Origin of the sequence: Wolbachia endosymbiont of Drosophila innubila, assembly GCF_021378375.1 — a bacterium.
Lineage (GTDB): Bacteria > Pseudomonadota > Alphaproteobacteria > Rickettsiales > Anaplasmataceae > Wolbachia > Wolbachia pipientis.
On the sequence record NZ_CP076228.1, the window covers coordinates 1,230,872 to 1,249,191 of the forward strand.

At 34.7% G+C, this 18,320-nt stretch carries 17 protein-coding genes; 10 read left to right on the forward strand and 7 right to left on the reverse strand.

The features are described from left to right. The first annotated feature begins 64 nt into the window (after nt 1-64). Both J4T77_RS06660 and J4T77_RS06665 read left to right on the forward strand, forming a co-directional pair. Nucleotides 65-685 carry a ferredoxin reductase domain-containing protein gene (locus J4T77_RS06660; protein ID WP_190321067.1) on the forward strand — a complete coding sequence of 207 codons (621 nt, stop codon included), beginning with the start codon at nt 65-67 and terminating at the stop codon, nt 683-685. Beyond that, nucleotides 669-1,220, forward strand: coding sequence for a 5-formyltetrahydrofolate cyclo-ligase (locus J4T77_RS06665; protein WP_010963143.1), 552 nt, complete (start codon nt 669-671; stop codon nt 1,218-1,220). The genes J4T77_RS06660 and J4T77_RS06665 overlap by 17 nt, the downstream gene beginning before the upstream one ends. Nucleotides 1,221-1,256: 36 nt before the next feature. Here J4T77_RS06665 and J4T77_RS06670 read toward each other — a convergent pair whose 3' ends face one another. Both J4T77_RS06670 and J4T77_RS06675 read right to left on the reverse strand, forming a co-directional pair. Beyond that, nucleotides 1,257-1,565: a hypothetical protein gene (locus tag J4T77_RS06670; RefSeq protein WP_223823035.1), complete on the reverse strand. Its 309-nt coding sequence runs from the start codon at nt 1,563-1,565 to the stop codon at nt 1,257-1,259. A 21-nt stretch (nt 1,566-1,586) separates the two neighbouring features. Continuing rightward, nucleotides 1,587-2,291 (reverse strand): hypothetical protein, encoded by a 705-nt coding sequence (locus J4T77_RS06675; protein WP_223823036.1) that lies wholly within the window; start codon nt 2,289-2,291, stop codon nt 1,587-1,589. 136 nt (nt 2,292-2,427) lie between these two features. Between J4T77_RS06675 and elbB the strand changes: the two genes are divergently transcribed. Together elbB and J4T77_RS07335 are read left to right on the forward strand one after the other, a co-directional pair. Continuing rightward, entirely contained in the window at nt 2,428-3,123 is a 696-nt protein-coding gene (elbB, locus tag J4T77_RS06680; RefSeq protein ID WP_190321068.1) for an isoprenoid biosynthesis glyoxalase ElbB, read from the forward strand. A gap of 175 nt (nt 3,124-3,298) precedes the next feature. Further along, on the forward strand, nt 3,299-3,607 hold the full coding sequence (locus tag J4T77_RS07335) for a hypothetical protein (protein WP_010081942.1): 309 nt from the start codon (nt 3,299-3,301) through the stop codon (nt 3,605-3,607). Nucleotides 3,608-3,609: 2 nt separating this feature from the next. On the opposite strand, the gene J4T77_RS06690 is transcribed toward J4T77_RS07335, so the two are convergent. Then, nucleotides 3,610-5,157, reverse strand: a complete 1,548-nt coding sequence (locus J4T77_RS06690; protein WP_190321069.1) for a peptidoglycan D,D-transpeptidase FtsI family protein — start codon at nt 5,155-5,157, stop codon at nt 3,610-3,612. 20 nt (nt 5,158-5,177) lie between these two features. Between J4T77_RS06690 and ispH the strand changes: the two genes are divergently transcribed. From ispH to hemA, 5 genes are all read left to right on the forward strand, one after another. Beyond that, nucleotides 5,178-6,107, forward strand: coding sequence for a 4-hydroxy-3-methylbut-2-enyl diphosphate reductase (gene ispH, locus J4T77_RS06695; protein WP_190321184.1), 930 nt, complete (start codon nt 5,178-5,180; stop codon nt 6,105-6,107). Nucleotides 6,108-6,752: 645 nt separating this feature from the next. Next, nucleotides 6,753-7,022 carry a hypothetical protein gene (locus tag J4T77_RS07435; protein ID WP_233641036.1) on the forward strand — a complete coding sequence of 90 codons (270 nt, stop codon included), beginning with the start codon at nt 6,753-6,755 and terminating at the stop codon, nt 7,020-7,022. 608 nt (nt 7,023-7,630) lie between these two features. After that, nucleotides 7,631-9,526: a molecular chaperone HtpG gene (gene htpG, locus J4T77_RS06705; RefSeq protein ID WP_095742876.1), complete on the forward strand. Its 1,896-nt coding sequence runs from the start codon at nt 7,631-7,633 to the stop codon at nt 9,524-9,526. Nucleotides 9,527-9,564: 38 nt separating this feature from the next. Further along, nucleotides 9,565-12,330 (forward strand): host RNA manipulator TomO, encoded by a 2,766-nt coding sequence (locus J4T77_RS06710; RefSeq protein ID WP_190321070.1) that lies wholly within the window; start codon nt 9,565-9,567, stop codon nt 12,328-12,330. A 64-nt stretch (nt 12,331-12,394) separates the two neighbouring features. Then, nucleotides 12,395-13,603, forward strand: a complete 1,209-nt coding sequence (gene hemA, locus J4T77_RS06715; RefSeq protein ID WP_190321071.1) for a 5-aminolevulinate synthase — start codon at nt 12,395-12,397, stop codon at nt 13,601-13,603. Nucleotides 13,604-13,721: 118 nt separating this feature from the next. On the opposite strand, the gene J4T77_RS06720 is transcribed toward hemA, so the two are convergent. The 4 genes from J4T77_RS06720 to J4T77_RS06735 all read right to left on the reverse strand — a co-directional run bounded on the left by J4T77_RS06720 (nt 13,722) and on the right by J4T77_RS06735 (nt 16,751). Then, the gene (locus J4T77_RS06720; RefSeq protein ID WP_006279720.1) at nt 13,722-14,417 is read right to left on the reverse strand and encodes an inositol monophosphatase family protein; all 696 of its coding nucleotides are present in this window, start codon (nt 14,415-14,417) and stop codon (nt 13,722-13,724) included. Nucleotides 14,418-14,425: 8 nt separating this feature from the next. Further along, entirely contained in the window at nt 14,426-14,992 is a 567-nt protein-coding gene (efp, locus tag J4T77_RS06725; protein ID WP_006279719.1) for an elongation factor P, read from the reverse strand. A gap of 62 nt (nt 14,993-15,054) precedes the next feature. Continuing rightward, on the reverse strand, nt 15,055-15,561 hold the full coding sequence (gene rimM / locus J4T77_RS06730; RefSeq protein ID WP_190321072.1) for a ribosome maturation factor RimM: 507 nt from the start codon (nt 15,559-15,561) through the stop codon (nt 15,055-15,057). 14 nt (nt 15,562-15,575) lie between these two features. Then, the gene (locus tag J4T77_RS06735; RefSeq protein WP_190321073.1) at nt 15,576-16,751 is read right to left on the reverse strand and encodes an aspartate aminotransferase family protein; all 1,176 of its coding nucleotides are present in this window, start codon (nt 16,749-16,751) and stop codon (nt 15,576-15,578) included. Between the two features lie 65 nt (nt 16,752-16,816). Here J4T77_RS06735 and J4T77_RS06740 point away from each other — a divergent pair, with 65 nt between their 5' ends. Beyond that, on the forward strand, nt 16,817-18,244 hold the full coding sequence (locus J4T77_RS06740) for a sensor histidine kinase (RefSeq protein ID WP_190321185.1): 1,428 nt from the start codon (nt 16,817-16,819) through the stop codon (nt 18,242-18,244). Nucleotides 18,245-18,320: the final 76 nt, after the last annotated feature.

Below are 18,320 nucleotides of genomic sequence, written 5' to 3' on the forward strand. Positions count from 1 at the left end.
CTATATAAATTACTTTGTTCTATAAAATTTCAAAAAATTTGAACAAATGCAGTTAAAATAGCACATGAAGAATATAATGCTAATTGGTGGTGGAGTTGGAAATGCAGTGTTATTTTCGATAGGGAAGGCATGTCTTGAAAATAATAACAAGGTTTTGTACTTTGCTGGCTATAAGAAGTTAAGTGATGTATTTAAACGAGCACTGATAGAGCGTGCATCAAATGCAGTAATTTGGGCATGTGAAGAAGGATTGATAGAAACAAGCAGAGATCAAGATAAATCCTTTCATGGTAATATAGTTGATGCAATAGTCTCTTATCAACAAGGAAGATTAGGTATTAATTTGAACGTTATAGATAAAATTATCACTATTGGTTCTGACAAAATGATGAAAGCTGTGAATGAAGCTAGAAAAACAATTTTAAAGCCATATCTGAAATCAGGCCACATAGCGATATCATCAGTTAATTCTCCTATGCAGTGTATGATGAAAGAAATCTGCGCTCAGTGTGTGCAGCAACATATAAATGCGAAAACAGGAGAAAGGAGTTTTGTTTATAGTTGCAGTAATCAAGACCAGGATATGGGGTGTGTTGATTTTGACTTTTTAAGTGAGCGCTTGAAGCAAAATAGTTTACAAGAAAAACTTACTGCAAAATGGATAGATCATGTTCAAAGATATTAAACAGCACAAAAAGGAAATAAGAGAGCAATATAGAGCTATAAGAAAAGATATTGATGAAAGTTATTCCAGTTATGCGGCAAATTCCCTTATTAATCTCTTTAATCAGAACTTAAGCTACGTTAAAGGCAAAACAATAGCAGCTTACATTCCAATGGATGAGGAAATAGATGTTGTGCCTTTGATGCATAGTTTACTCGATTTAGATTATAAAGTAGCAATTCCTAATAAAAATAAGTTACTAAAATTTGAGGAATGGAACAAAACAAATGAAGACGTAATTCCCGACACAATCATTACTCCTGTTATTGCTTTTGATGATCATTTTAATAGATTGGGTTTTGGCGGTGGTTGGTATGATACAATGATAGAAAAACTGCGGCCACTTGGAAAAATATTTATAGGTGTAGCCTATGAGAAACAATATTGTAAAGATTTACCTGTAGAAAAACATGATCAAAAATTGGATATTATAATCACTGAGATGTGTGTTAGATGTGGAAGTGGATTGCTCAAAAAAGTGGATAAAAAAGAATAGATCTCTACCTTTTCCATTCCCTCCCTCTCCAAGCCATCAGAGGGTTTTGGTTTCTCCTGTACTCGCTTGTTCAGAACTTGGACTATCTAATTGAGGAACTGGTGACTTCATTTGGTTAACTTTATCATTAACCATTTTTTCTACCTCCTCTATTTTACCCTCACCAATGGCCATAATTTTAGATTGAAATTTCTCCATAAGTTCCTCAAGTGCTTCCTTATCACTTTCATAAGTACTAGTACCTTTTTCTCTAAGCTTTTTCATGTCATCTTCTGAAAAATTTTGAATAGTTCCATTCTTTACTAACTCTTGTATAGCAGATCGCTGCCCTTCATTTTGAAGCATGCCTATGACCTTTGCTTTACTCTAGGCGTTTTTTATTTTTTCACCTTCTTCGGACATATTATAGCCTATAATCTCTTGAGCCAAACTGTTGTATAATTTACTAAAGTTATCTTTTTTTGGCCCAACCTCAGGCAATTTATCCCCTAAATTTTTAGATAAACTTTTCACTGCTTTTCCTGCATCAATCGCACCTTCTTTTATTTTTTCCCCTGCCTTTACTATACCTATTCCTGCATAACGTGCTCCAATACCTACAAGTGCTATTAATGTAGCAAGCACAATAAGTGGAGAAAATGCTGCTCCTAATACCATTACGGCAGAAGCTATTCCAATTTTTTTATTTGCAGATGCTGATTTAAAATAATTGACTAGATTGTCCAGTGGACCTTTATTATTATTTATAACATTACTTATTGCTTGCTGATTAACAGATTTTAACGCCTCTTCTATTATTTTTGAGTCAACATTTTCAGAAGTTAAACCTTCAAGCGCTTCTTCAATGAATTTTATAAATAATTCTTTGTTGACCTCCTTTTGCAAGCCTTGGTCATTAATCGCTAAACCTAAATCTTTGAGGTTCATCCCTTTAACTTGTTCTGATAGGGTTGTAAATAACTCTTTTTTCCCCTCTTGTGAGGATTGTGCAATACTTTCTATTATATCTGAAATAGCTTTTCTTAGTTCTGGATAGTCAGTGTCAAAAAACATACTATTGCTAGATTCCATATTCAGCTTCGTTGATTATAAATATGCCTAATTATACATACTAATCATTAATTATATTATAATTGATATAACACACCCCTTTCCAAATATAGAATTTGTATTAAAATATCTAGATTATATGAAATCAAGGTACTTTATGGGTGAAAAAAAATTAAAAGCTGCTGTGGTCTTATCAGGGTGTGGTCACCTTGACGGTGCAGAGGTAAGAGAAGCGGTTTTAAGTTTGCTTGTGCTTGATCAGCAGGAAGTGGATGTTAAATGCTTTGCACCTGATATCAATATCACACAAGTTATGAATCATAGAACAAAAGAAAAAAGGAATGTACTTGTGGAAGCAGCAAGAATCGCAAGAGGCGAAATATATGACTTAAAAGAAGCCAAAGCTGAAAATTTTGACATGCTAGTTGTACCTGGTGGATACGGGGTTGCGAAAAATTTATCTGACTTAGCTGAAAGTAAAGACATGGTGACAGTAATGCCTGAATTTGAAAGATTAGTTTCAGAATTTTTTGTTACAAAAAAGCCAATAGGAGCGATATGCATATCTCCAGCCATCATTGTTTCAATTTTAAGTAGCAAGATAGGTAAAGAAGAAAGTAAGGTTAAGGTAACTATAGGAGATGACAGAGAACAGTTGATAGAAAGGCTTGGCGGCGAGCACATAAAATGCGATACAGAGTTATCAATAGAAGACGAAGAACATAATGTATTTTCCTGTTCTGCTTATATGCGTAGCGACGAAAGTACATACTCTGTATATCAAGGGATAAAGCATATGATTGACAGCATGGTAAAAAAGATTAAAAAAAAAACTAAACAGCCATTCCTATAAGGTGTACTAAATAAGACTTCTCTATTAATCACACAATTAACTGTTGAATTTTACATTTCTAGCTGTATTATGGCTACGTAGCTAAAGTAACTTAGGTTTATCGACGCTTTACTACTTGTTAGCGGTGTGGTGTAGTGGCCATATATGTTTAGTTCTTTTTTTTAAGGTATTTTGTATGTCAGATCTTTTCTATATTGAAACTACGTGTTGTGTGGACGGTCAGTGTGATGTCTATACAGGGGAAGTGAGTTTTAATGATGTCATGTTAGGCAAGTTCAGTCTAAATTCGTGCAGCGGGAAAGAAGCTATGATAAATCTAGACATTATTACATTCGATATTAATATCGCTATTGATGGTCAAAATGGAAAGACAATAAAAAAAGACCTTAAAGGTCTTGAATTTGTAACTAAAGATGATGGTTCTTGGTATATTAATAAGGATTTTGGTGATGATAAATTTGAAGTTGTAGTAAAGCAATCATAATTTTACATCTCAGGTGTAACATTTAGTATAGGCGCTATTCTATTTATAATGTTCTTTACTATAGGCGCAGCAATTATTCCCCCGGTATGGTGCATCCCTTGAGGCTCATCAATAGCAATTAGCACTATGTACCTTGGGTCAAGCATAGTTAGCACTCCTATAAATGATGCTATGTTTGCATCTTTGCTATATTTACCATCTACAACTTTTTCCGCCGATCCAGTTTTTCCTCCTATTGAATATGCCTTTATTTTTGCTTTTCTGCCAGTGCCATCTGTTACTGCTGCACGTAATAATTTTCTCATTTCCCTGGAAGTTCTTCTTGAGATAATTTGCTCTCCTATACTTCTTTTATTCAATATCAAGGTTGCGTTATGAAATATCCCATTGTTGATTAATGCTGCTGCAGTTTGTGCAAGATGTATAGGAGTTACAGCTATGCCATAACCATAAGATGCTGTTATTAAAGTGGTTTCACTCCATTTATCCGGGATTATCGGTGTGGATTTTTCTGGTATTTCTATTTTCAAAGGAGAAAATAGCTTCATAGCTTTAAAGTATTCTACCTGTTTTTCAATACCTAGTTTGACTGCAATTTTTGCTGCACCAATGTTGGATGATTTTACAAATATATCTTGCACAGTAATTTTTGGAATTTTAGATTTATGAAAATCCTGAATTTTATACTTTCCGATGGTGATTGGTGTTGATACGTCATATAAATCGCTAGTTTTTGTAGCGTTCGCATCAAGCGCTGCGGCTATTGTAAAGTATTTTAATACCGACCCCATCTCATATACCCCAAGACTGGCGCGATTAAACTTTTGTACGTCTTCTGCCTTATTCTGTAAGTTGGGATTAAAATCAGGTAGGCTGACCATCGAGATAACTTCACTATTTCTCACATTTAAAACAATTCCTACTCCGCCAAGTGCCTGATATCTGCTTACAGCTTTAGTTAGCTCTTCATGCACTATGCTTTGCACTCGTGTATCTAAGGATAGTATTATGGGCTTTTCTTGCTCATTGTTTTTACTTATATACGCCTCAACTCCTGCAATACCATTGCCATCTATGTCAGTGTAACCAAGCACGTGTGAAAATAAATTACTGTGAGGATATATACGCTTTATGTCGTCATCAAAATTTACTCCTGGTACACCAGCGTTTTTGATCGCTAGTAATTCTTTTGGAGTCAAGTGCCGCTTTATCCAAGCAAATTTCTTTTCTGAAGTAAGTACTCTATATAAGTTCTTGTATTCGAGGTCATGCAAAGTAGAACACAGTTGTGCTGCTATACTTTCCGGATTCTTTACTTTGGTTGCATCTATATATAGTGATGTTGTGGGCACATTTGTTGCTATTACCACTCCATTTCTATCTAAAATATCAGGTTGTTTATGTACTATATTATCTTTTCTAAAATTTTCTGAAGTAGTAAGTTGATCAAATGTTAAAGAGAATATGCGAAAAATAATTATTATATAAAATATAAATAATGGTACTATAAAACACAGTGAGCGGAGCTTATTTTTAAGTAATGCTTGCATATTTACTTGATTTGACAAAAATGGAAATCATCTTAGCTGAACCACGAGGTTTTTGTGCCGGGGTAAAAAGAGCTGTGGACATATTAGCTATTACTTTAGAAAAATACAAAAACGAGCGCCAAGTTTATGTGCTACACGAAATTGTTCACAATAAATATATAGTAGAGGACTTTAAGAAACAAGGAGTGGTTTTTGTAAGCAGTATCGAGGAAATTGAAGATAATGAAGGAATACTGATCTTCAGCGCGCACGGAGTATCAAAAAATATAGAAGATGAGGCAAAAAGAAAGGGTATTCAAGTGATTGATGCAACATGTCCTTTAGTCAACAAAGTGCATAAAGAAGCAAAAAGGTATGAAAACAGTGGTAAAGAATTAATTCTCATTGGGCATGAAAACCATCCAGAAGTTAAGGGAATTAGGGGAAGAGTAAACAATCCTGTCACTTTAGTGCAAACTTTGCAGGATGTATATGATTTAAAGGTTAAAGATCCAGATAATTTGTCTTATGTTACACAAACTACGTTAAGCATCGACGATACCCGTGACATTATTGCTGCCTTGAAATTAAGGTTTCCAGGCATAACAGGTCCAGATTTAAAGGACATATGCTATGCAACGCAAAACAGACAAAATGCTGTTAAAAAGCTAGCTGAAATTGTAGACATGGTATTAGTTGTAGGAAGTAAAAATAGCTCAAATTCAAACCGCTTATTAGATCTGTGCACTGCCAGAGGAAAAAGAGCCTACTTGATTGATAATTACAGCTGTGTGAATAAAAGCTGGTTTCAGGGCGTAGAAAAGATAGGAATCACCGCAGGTGCTTCCGCTCCTGACATATTAGTTGATGAATTAATAGACTACCTAAAAGTAAACCTGAGTGTAAAAATTTCAGTTATGCCAGGTGGTATTACTGAAAATGTTCAGTTTAAAATACCGAATCTGGTTTAAAACACAACTTATCTACTAAACTTCTCTTGAAATCACACAAACCAGCATCTATAGCTAAGACGTCATACCGCGATTCATTAGACTTCTTGCATAACCATATAACAAACTTTTATTGGGAATAGAAACGAAAAAACTTGCTTGACAAACTCCGCTAGCCCCCTTATCATGAAACTGAAGCTATTGTATTTGCTTTCGCCAATCTGCAGATTAAAAGGTAAGGATTACTTAATGTATCGGCGTCTTATGTTCAATTTTTTGCAGTATATAGATACTGTATGTCTTTACAAAACTTCATCTACATCTAGATTTTTATCTAAATAAGCTGAACGCGCTTATAAAGCGTTACAAGACATCAAAAAATGCCAATACTCGACAGAGATAGTAAAAGACTAGCTAACTCGGGGATTCTTTGTCTTTTTTTCTGCTTAGTAAATTTCTTAAACATTTGCAGCGTAGGTTAGTTGCAATTAAAAGCGGCTGAATCTCGCTTGTCAAGCGTTTAAAACATAAAAAACGCCAATATTTTAAAGCGGATAATAACCACGGGGCTTCTTTTGCCTTTTTTTTCATTTGGTAAATTTCTTAATATTTATGGCTAAACGACAACCGTCATCCCGCTGCTTGTTAGCGGCTGAGATACCGCGAATGAATCGCGGTATGACGGTTCGCAGAGGCATGACGATAAGGTTTATACCTTGTCATCCCAGTGCCCAAACGCTGGGATCCAGTTTTCTTTACAAATTCACCAAAAGTGTTTCATTCTATAACATAAAACCCATACTCACCAAATCCAATGCATTACTTGCAATTAAGTTTCCTGGATCCCAGTGTCTGGGCACTGGGATAACAAAGGAGGACGTTATTCCAGTGCCAAGCACTGACCATTTCTGGTCTCTTAAATTGCAACTAATCTAAGTATTAAAAAATTTACCAAACGAAAAAAAAGGCAAAAAAAGCCCGATGGTTGGCTAGTTACTTACATTATACTTTCAAGTATGGCGTTTTTTTATTCTAAACGCTTAATAACCGTGACTCAGCCGCTTTTAAGCCGCAACTAATCTAAATTATAAACGTTAAGAAATTTACTAAACAGAAAAAAAGGCAAAGAAACCCTAGGGTAGCTAATTATTCACTATCCATTTTTTAAGTTGGCGTTTTTTGATGTTTTAAATAGCGTATTTCAGCTTGTGTAGCTAGAAATTTGATAAAGACATGAGGTGCACATAGTGCAAAAAATTAAGCATGATTTACGCCAAATACATTAAGTTTTTTTGTCATTAATCCACTGCAGAGATTGCGAAGATAAATAAATAGCTTCAGTTTCATGATAAGGGGGCTGGCGAAGGGTGTCAAGGAAGTTTTTCGTTTCATCCAATGCGCTGCCAAAAGTTTGTTATGCAAGAGATCCCATAAATTGGGTGTCATAATAACTACACCCACATTAATTTTGGTGTACGTGACCTTGAAAGATCGTGATTCAATACTTAAATTATTAGGGTAGTAGGCAAATAATGGAGCTCAAAATGCATAATGTACAAGAAACTGAAAATTTAAAATTTGACGCTGAGGTAGGGAAAGTACTGAATATAGTGATTCATTCACTTTACACCAATAAAGACATTTTTCTGCGTGAATTAATATCAAATGCATCAGATGCATGTGATAAGTTGCGCTATGAATCTCAACTAAACCCTAATTTGCTAGATTTGAGTGACGAATTAAAAATCACTATCAGCTCCAATAAAGATAAGAACGAGCTATATATCACTGATAATGGCATTGGAATGAATAGACAGGATTTAATAGACAATCTTGGTACAATTGCAAGCTCTGGTACGCAAAAGTTCTTGGATGCGATTAAGAATAGCAAGGATTCAAGCCAAACTGTGGAGCTGATTGGGAAGTTTGGTGTTGGTTTTTACTCAAGCTTTATGGTTGCATCAGAAGTAATAGTAGAATCGAGAAAAGCTGGAGAAGAGGAGTCTTGGATCTGGCAATCCAAAGGAGATGGGGAATATTCAATCAGCAAGTCAGATAATCAAGTCCCTCGCGGAACCAAAATTACGCTCATTATGCATCCTGAAGAAAACGAGTTTTTAGATAAATTTCGTGTTGAAAATATTGTCACTACTTACTCTGATCACATAAATTTTCCTGTTGAATTTATAGACGAAGAAGGAAAAAGTGAAAAGTTAAACAGTAAGGCTGCAATTTGGACTAAGCCAAAAAATGACGTTACTCAAGAGGAGCACAACGATTTTTTCCGCAGTGTTGCCCACGTTGGCGGGGAGCCCTGGATGATATTGCATAATAAAAATGAAGGTGCAATAGAATATACAAATTTGCTTTATGTTCCTTCTATAAAACCTTTTGATTTATTCCATCCAGATAGACGTTGCTCTGTTAAGTTATATGTAAATAAAGTATTTATCACTGAAGATAATGTACAGATCATACCGCAGTATTTACGTTTCTTGAAAGGTATTGTTGATTCACCGGACTTACCTCTTAATATCAGCAGAGAAACGTTGCAGAATAATCGTGTTGTTGAGCAAATCAGGAAATCCCTCACTAAACGCGCGATATCAGAGCTCGGTAAAAAGGCAAAAGAGAATTTAGAGGAGTACACAAAATTCTGGACCAATTTTGGTGCAGTATTAAAAGAGGGTCTTTGTGAAGCTATGCCAACTGATGAGAGAGAAGCGCTGCTCTCGATTTGCAGATTTCATAGCACTGGTGATGAGAAATTAGTCAGCATTGATGACTATATAAGCAGAATGAAGCCTGAGCAGGAGCATATCTATTATCTCACTGGAAATAGCTTGGATTCAGTGAAAAACAGTCCGCAACTTGAGGGATTCGTCAGTAAAGGACTAGAAGTGCTCCTATTTGTTGATCCAGTTGATGACTTTTGGACTAGTGTAATTCATGAATACAAAGATCAGAAAATCAAGTCTGTAACCCGTGCAGATGTTGATTTGGAAAAATTCTCTTCAGAAGAAGATAAGACAGATGAAGAAAATAAATCGAATGAAGAAAAAACTGAGGAAACTATACTGCAATATTTTACCACAGTGCTTGGAGATTCAGTAAAAAGCGTAAAAATTTCCAAAAAATTGACTGATAGTCCCGTATGCCTAGCGGTTGATGAAGGTGCTATGGATCTTCGCATGGAGCGTTTTTTGCGTGAACAAAAGCAGCTAAATTACCGCACGCCAAAGGTGCTTGAAATTAATACTAAGCATCCTGTAATAAAGAGTATAATGAAATCTTATGCTGAAAGTGGTGAAAATCCAACATTGGAAGACATGATTCATTTATTATTTTACCAAGCTTGCATCGTGGAAGGTGAAGAGATGGATGATGTAAGTCTGTTTGCTAAGAGATTGAATAATTTGCTTGGCAAGATTTCTGTTTAATGCTATACTTAGCTTAGCTGCTAGTTAGGAGGTAAAACATGTTTGGTTCCAATTTTAGAGACTTTGTATCACAGGATACAACTTCACAGGGCCAATCAAATTCTGAAAGATTAATCAAAAGTTGGCATGGTTTTGAAAAACCAGATTCTGAAGATTCAGGTATTGAAGAAGAGTTTGAAGTTTTAGATAGCGAAAGTCAAGAGATACCAGCTACTCCATGTAGCACACCCTCTGAAGATCTAAGTTTAGAGAATGCAATACTTGCAAACTTTCCTGATGGTTGTGATAGGTCGTTTACCGTAGAATCAAAAGATGAAGGTTCATTTGATATCATTCCTAAAAGTTTAACTTTCGCTGAAATAACAAATATCCTAAATCAAGCTATACAAGAAGATAATTGTGAAGAACTAGACAAGGTTGTACAAAATATTGAAGATTATGAAGGCAGGTCTATTACGCTGGATAATGTAAATTTAAAGAGTTTTTGTGAGCAACAACTTAACTTAGATTTACAAGATAGAAGCGATCATCAACATATATACTCAAATGTACTATCACAGTATAAATTTGATCAGGAGAATTTTGAGTGTGATTATTCAGTAAAAGAATTGGTATTATTGGCAATTGCAGCTAATGACAAGCTAGTAGAGCAATATCAGGATTTTCTTTTTGCTGAAGAAAATTTAAGTCTTTTACCTGTACTTGTTGGTGGTCAAAAATATATTGAAGCTTTTATAGAAAAATTCCATGGTACTGATGGAGTTTATGGAAGATTAAAAGGTCAAGCTATACAACTTGTCGAACCTAATAAGATTGACTTTTTCTCAGTTATAGCACTAAGAAAAGAGCAAGAATTACTAGAGACAGTTTTTGTCGAATACGTTTTAAGAGATTTTGGACAGGTGTTAAAAACAAGTAAACCTAATCCTTTGTATGGTGCGCTTGAAACAGCATCTCTGATCAAAAATGAAGAATTCATCACGATAGTGCTAGATGTATTTGAAAGATATATTAATGAGCTAACTAAAAAAGCCTCAACAGAAGAGTTATTAAAAAAGAGCTTTGCTACCTTGTTAGAAACTGCGATAAGCCAGGAACACACATCTGTCATTGAATACCTGTGCAAACGATACACTAATAGTGCAGATCGTGCCATTTACGATGTATATGAACAAGCATTTGCAGATGATAAAGTTATTACAATACTAAGGCAACAAATCCTGAAAAACATAGGAGCTCGTGGCAGAAAAGAAATTTATGATTTAATTCTGAAAACTGCATTGGATGCTGGTAATATTGCATTTATCGAGCACTTGTGTGAAAAATGTGCTAAATGCAGCAATGATGTTATTAATTATCTTAATCATAAATCTAAAAACAACGAGTTCGATGAAATATATGAATCAATTCTGATTGCATTGTCTAATACTGAAAGTCAAGAGATTATAGTCAGTGTTCTAGCTCATGTTCAAATTTATCAAAGCATACTCAATAATAAACAGCAAGTAGTCAGGCAAACCATACAAAATATACTGAGAAATGCAATAAAAGAAGCTAGTTATGGAGTTGTTGTACCCTTATATCAGCATGTTGACCTAAAATTCGCAGCTCTTCAGGCAATATGCAAGGAAGAATTTGAGAAAGCTTTACCAGTAATTGCAGAACAGCTTGAAAAAATAAGTATGGAACTTTCTTCAAGTATGACTCGTAATGAGTATCAAAAAAATAGAGATACTTTGAGTCATCTATATCTAATTAGACATTTGTTAGAAAGTAGTAAATTAATCAATACTTCCAGTAAAGCAAATATACAGACACAAGCGAATACACAAGTTAATAAAAGAAGCAGCAGTGATAATGCAGTATCACCTGTTATAAAAGGCGATACGGCTGTAGTAAATGAAGAGAATAACAATCAACCAAGCAGTCAAAGAAACCCAAAATCCAAAAGTGCTGGCAGTCAACAGACAGAAAAAAATGTTCTTGCAGGGGAGGAAGAAAATGCTATCTTAAATAACACAGGGGTTTCAACGCAGGAGCCTTTAATTAATAATTTTGAGGAAGGTGAAATCAAAAAAGGCAGCGGAAAAAAAGGTGTTAAGCAACTTGCCAGTCCTGTTAAGAAAAAGATTGATGGACTTATAAGCAAAACCAGTACTAACTCAAGAGAAGAACTCGAAAATATTCTAAAAAGTAACTCTCCTACTCTTGTACTACAATATGTAAAAAATAAAGACGGTCCCTTTAAGGGTAAAGTAGAAGAAATTAAAAAAGAAATTAAAAACCATAATACAAAACAAGGTAATGTTAATATTTCACTGAACAACGATTTGCCAAATTCAGGAGACCAATCTACAAGTTCTAATAATACCGGAAGCAATAGTACACTTACCACAACTCCAGAAATTACGGGTTGTGAAAAGAAGTTGGGGGTAAGTGAAGTTTCTTCGAATGCTGACAATGTGTCTACAATTGGAGGTGTTATTAACAGTAAGGAAAAGCCTGCAGCAGTAGAAAAAACTAGTGCTATAAACAATCAATCAACCTCTATTACTGCAACACAAAATACGCAAAAGAGTAAGTGGCCTACCATAGCTACATGGACGTTAGCAGTAGCTGGAGTTGTTTCAGGAGTAGCTATTGCAGTTTATTTGGAAATGCTAGCTGCAGGAATAGCAGTTGGAGCTTGTTGTCTGGTTGCCGCTGCAATTATATACTGCTGTACACCTAAAAGCCAAGTTGAAAACAACAAGGTTGACAAACCTTTCAACACGGGGAAAGTACCTACTGCCGTACATGTATAATAAATATAGTAGTTTACCATTTAATAATTTATTATAATTATGTTAATTATCGGTAAATAAGGACTTGGTAAACTACGAAGAAATATTCTTGAATAAAATAAAAGATATAAAAGATGAGGGGCGCTACCGTGAATTTACGCACTTTGCGTCATTACCAGGTAGGCTCCCCCACATTATGGACTATGAAAGAAATAGGGAAGTAATAGTCTGGTGCAGTAATAACTATTTGGGAATGTCACAAAATGAGAGTGTAATTGCCGCTATCCAAAATTCATCTGTTGGTGCTGGAGGAACAAGAAATATATCTGGTACAACAAAAGAGGTTGTTGAACTTGAAAAATCCTTAGCTTGTTTGCATAAAAAAGAGGCTGCTTTAACTTTTGCTTGTGGCTACCTCGCTAACCAGACAACACTTAGCACTTTATCGTCTGTTATTCCGGGCGTAGTAATTTTTTCAGACGAGAAGAACCATTCTTCGATGATAGAAGGCATAAAATCAGGAAAAAGGCCAAAACATATATTTAAACACAATGATGTTAATCATCTAGAGCAGTTACTCAAGTCTATAGACAAAAAGACACCAAAAATAATAGCACTTGAATCCGTATATTCAATGGATGGTGATGTAGCTCCGCTTAAAGAAATATGCGACCTGGCAGATCAACATAATGCAATTACCTATTTGGATGAGGTGCACGCAGTTGGCATGTATGGTTCACATGGTGGCGGAATTGCAGAAAGAGAAGGTCTGATGGATAGAATAACCGTTATTCAAGGTACACTATCAAAGGCTTTTGGAGTGATGGGTGGGTATATAGCGTCTTCAAAGAGCTTGGTAGATGTAATAAGAAGTTCCGCTCCAGGATTTATTTTTACCACTGCTATGTCGCCTGTTTTAGCAGCGGCAGCAAAGGCAAGCGTTGAGCACCTAAAATCGGGCAACATTGAAAGGGAAAAGCAAAAGCAAGTCGTTGAAAAAGTAAAAAACTCACTGAGAAATGCAGGAATTAACTTCATTCCAACAGAAACTCATATAATTCCAATAATAATTGGCAACTCAGAGTTATCCAAAAAAGCATCAAAATTATTATTTGATGAGTATGGAATATATGTTCAACATATAAATTACCCGACAGTTCCAAGAGGAACTGAGCGTTTCCGTATTACCCCTACACCTTATCATACCGATGAAATGATAGAGCATTTAACAGAATCTCTTGTAAAAGTTTTCGAAAAGTTGTCTATCTCTGTAGCCTGTTTATGCTATAGCTAGTACAGCCCTACGTCATACCGCGATTTATTCGCGGTATCTCAGCATGGATTCCGCTAACAAATAGCGGAATGACGAGTTTTACGCTTATCAAATTGTAGGTAAACATAAATTACTTTAGCTATAGTTTTATATCTCCAGCAATGATTAGCCCGTTGTCTTCCGTTAGCCTTCCACCGCTTTCTTGCAGAAAAAGTCTACCGAGCAAGGCTTTATATTTGTTAACTCCAGAGTAAATTATTCCACTGTGCCTTCCTGCCGCAAGGTATGCAAAGCCTAAAATTGTTGAACCTATGGAGCGTACATTACTATTGCCAGGCAGCAATTTATTTAACAAATTACCACTTACATCTATTAGACCCCCTTCACGGCTTTTCACTCGCATTTTTACATGACGAGATCTAAAATCCTCAAGAAAAGCACCTTTCTTTTCTTCTGCCCAAAAAGTTTCTCTAAGAGCCGGAGCATCAATTACAGCTGCCACAACTTTATTTTTATGAATGAGACAGACTGATACTGCAAAATAAACCATGCAACTAGAAAAGTTCTCCCTGCCCTCTATAGGCATAATAAACCAGGTATAAGTGTTATCTTTTACTTCTTGATCAGTATCATCTTCAAAAATAAAACCATAGTCTCGTTTGTAGTCGTGCAAGCAATCGTATATGGTTTGCTTGGATTTTGAATAAGTTTTATTAATAAAGTCTGCTGATTTAACATTAGAAATTTGCAATTCATTAAAATCGCGCATAAGCTGCTTGGAAGCATTACGCACAGAATCAAGCATCACATTAATTCGTGGTGATGAGAGGGACATTCTTCCTTTTACTCTTTCACTCTTTCATAATAGCTGTCACCTGGAGTATATACTACAATTTTATCCTCTTCTTTTATAAATTGAGGCACGTTAACGCGCATTCCGTTTTCCAAAATTGCAGGCTTATAAGAAGCAGTAGCAGTTTGTCCTTTAATAACAGACTCTGTTTCTTTCACAGCAAGTGTAACATAATCAGGCACATGCGCAGAAATTATTTTGTCTTGATAAGCTACAACTTTAATTTTCATGTTATCCTGTAAATAAATTTTTTTTTCTCCCAATAAGTCCAAATTTATAGTGATTTGCTCGTAATTACTTGGATGCATAAGATTTACAATGTTTCCTTCAGTGAAAAGGTAAACATATTCCTCTTCATCTAAAATTGCCCTTCTGATTGTTGCATCAGAACGAAATCTTTCATAGTGTTTTGCTCCGGTTTTGATGTTTTTCATTTCGGCTTGTATGTATGCACCACCTTTACCAGGTTGAGTATGCATAATACCTACAACCAAAAATAATCCGCCGTTATGTTCCAACACCTGACCTGGTCTGATATCGTTAGCTCTTTCTGCCATAATTACATTTTCAATTTGATCTTATAATTATAAATAGCTTTATATAAATATCAAAGTCTTTATTAGTCAATAAATTCTGGTATATTTAATACTATATACCTCCCCTTTATATTTATATGTGGAAATATCTCTTTAGTGAAAGACAGCATAATACGTTTTTTTGTGTTGATAACTAAAATTTCTAATATATCCCCTGAGCCGAAATTATACACAGATTTTACATAGCCATATAATTCATTACTTTTCAGCCTTACTTCCATATCTACAAGGTCACTTTGGTAAAATTCATCCTCATCATTTAGCTCTGGTAACTTGCTTCTTTCTATATATAGCTTCTTATTCCTTAAAAGCTCTGCTTCATTACGGGAATTTACTCCGCTTATTGTAGCTATTACTAAATTATCACCTATGACGGATACTGAGTCTATTTTATAATTCTCATCACCACTTATTAGCTTACCATATAAGGAGATATTTTCAGGCTTTTCAGTAAAGGTTTTTACTTTAACAGCTCCTTTAATTCCGTGAGGAGAGGTAATAATTCCTAAGCATACCAGATTGTCGTTCATATTAATGCAAGTATCTAATCAGAAGATTTCTCAGATAAATATTGAGTCAAAATCTCGATGCCTTCATCAATCTCTTTTTCAGTGATAATGAGTGGAGGTAAAATTCTCACAACGTTATCTGATGTTACCCCAGCAGTAAGCAAGCCGCGATGACTTAACTCTTCTGCAAACTTTTGATTGTCTGCTTTCACTTTTATTCCAAGCATTAACCCTTTCCCTCTTACTTCCTCTATTATTGGAAATTTACTTGCTAAGTCTTCTAGTTTATTTTTTAAGTATCTACCTCTAATTTCAACATTTTTCAAAAAGCCGGGGCTGAGCAATTCTTCGAGCACAGCATTACCTACTGAGGTTGCAAGCGGATTGCCACCAAAAGTGGAACCGTGCATACCGACCGCCATATATTTAGCAGCATTTTCAGTTGCAAGACAAGCCCCCAGCGGAAACCCCCCGCCTATTCCCTTTGCAAGAGCACATATATCAGGTTCCACTCCTATATGTTCGTATGCGAATAATTTTCCTGTCCTACCAGCACCGCATTGTACGCAATCAAAAAATAACAATATGTCATTTTCATCACACAGCCTTCTTAGTTCTTTCATAAAGACTTCATTCATTACTTTGATACCACCTTGCCCTTGTATTGGTTCTATTAATATAACGCCTATACCACTTGAAATTGCTTTCTTTACGCTCTCAATATTGGGCTCGATGTTATCACACCAATCAATGTAGGGATTTAGTAATTCAGAAAATTTCTGTTTATCGTTTGTAGCACAAGTTAAAAAGGTTCTTCCATGAAATGCACCATGAAATGTTAAAATTCTGTGACGATTTTTATTGCCTTTTCCATTTTGATAGATCTTAGCAATCTTAAGTCCACATTCTACTGCCTCTGATCCAGAATTTGAGAAAAATACAGTGTCAGCGAAACTATTGTTTATTAATTTTTCTGCAAAATTATTGGCAGCAGGTATATTATAGGTATTTGATATATGCCATAATTTTTCTCCTTGCAATTTAAGAGCACTAATTAATCGCGAATTAGTGTGACCTAAGCTACTAACGGCTATTCCGGAGTGAAAATCTACGTAGCGCTCACCATCAACATCATATAGGTAGATACCTTTGCCATGAGAAAAATTTATATTAACAGGAGAATAAACTGGCAAAATAGGAGAAATTGTCATAAAATATTATATGCTAAATTTTATTATTAATAACATAAAAACCGTTGTTTCACAATAAGAAGGATATGTATAAGCTAGGTAAATTGATGTTTTCTGCGTTGAAGAAAAACAAATACACAAAAGTTATTGTATTACTCTCATCGATCTTTATGATTTTATTCAGTGTGATATATTGTAATCATTTACTAAGGAGTAATTTCCTTTCTTCTTACCGTGATTCAAGTGTAAACTTAAAAAGCGTACTGGAAAATGGCATAATAAAAAAATACCATTATTTACTAATAGAAAAGCATCACATTAAATACAAAAATTTTGACTACATAAACCAATTAGTAAAACTACGTGCTGAATTATTACAATCAGTGAGCAAAGTAAAGGATTTCAGCTTAATACTGTATGATCAAAACGGCAGAATAATATTCAGTAATTTTAACACTCAAGATTATGATTATGAACAGTTACTTACAAACGATGAAATTGATAAACTATTAAGTAACCAAGAAATATTTTATACTACAGGAAATACATTAACTTCTATTTTCCCTATATTCCATGAAAATAGCGTTAAACCGTCGTTTTTTTTGAAGATTCTTCGAAACTACAATAATTCTTATGTTATAGCATATGGCCTGTTTTTAACATTTTTGGGCCTATTATTAATAATCTTAATATTAATAATGTTCTATTTGCACTTTTCTAATACCCAAATGCTAGCCAAGCAACATAAAACTAACATTGAATTACAGCAGATAAAAGAGACATTAGAGCAAGAAAATGCAAACAAGCTAAAGTTTTTTGCAAGCGTTACACATGAATTACGCACACCTCTTAATGCTATTATTGGATTTGCAGAGTTGATCAAAAATGAAACTTTAGGTTCAATGGATAACTCTCAATACAAGGAGTATGCAGACGATATATATAATGCAGGGACACACTTACTTGCCTTAATTAATGATGTGTTAGATTTTTCAAAAGCTGAATCAAGTAGTTTAACAGTAGAAAAAGTGAAGTTTAACCTGAACAAAATAATAGATTCATGTGTAAATATGCTATTGCCTAAATTAAAAGAAGCCGGGATTAATTTAAAAAAAGAGATGACTAATAAACAATTATTAGTCATTGCAGATCCCAAGAGAATGAAACAAGTTATAATAAATTTATTATCAAACTCAATCAAGTTTACTCCCAAAGATGGTTTAATAAGAATGGTGATAAAAGAAAATATAGAAAAAAACTTATTAACTATTGAGTTTTATGACAATGGAATAGGAATAATGCAGCAGGACATATATAAAGTTATGTCTGTTTTTGGCCAAGCAGATTCGGGGTATAGAAACGAAGGTACGGGCATCGGATTGCCGCTAAGCAAGAAATTAGTAGAGTTAATGGGTGGAACTTTTGACATTAAAAGTGAAGCAAAACTTGGTACTACGATAACATTGAACTTCTTTTATGAAGAACAAACATGTGAAGATTTGATTGATTTTTAATAAGATCTATTTGATATGGCCTTACATCAGACGAAAACCACACTTTATCAAGAGCGGCAAGCCGAGAAGGTAGGCA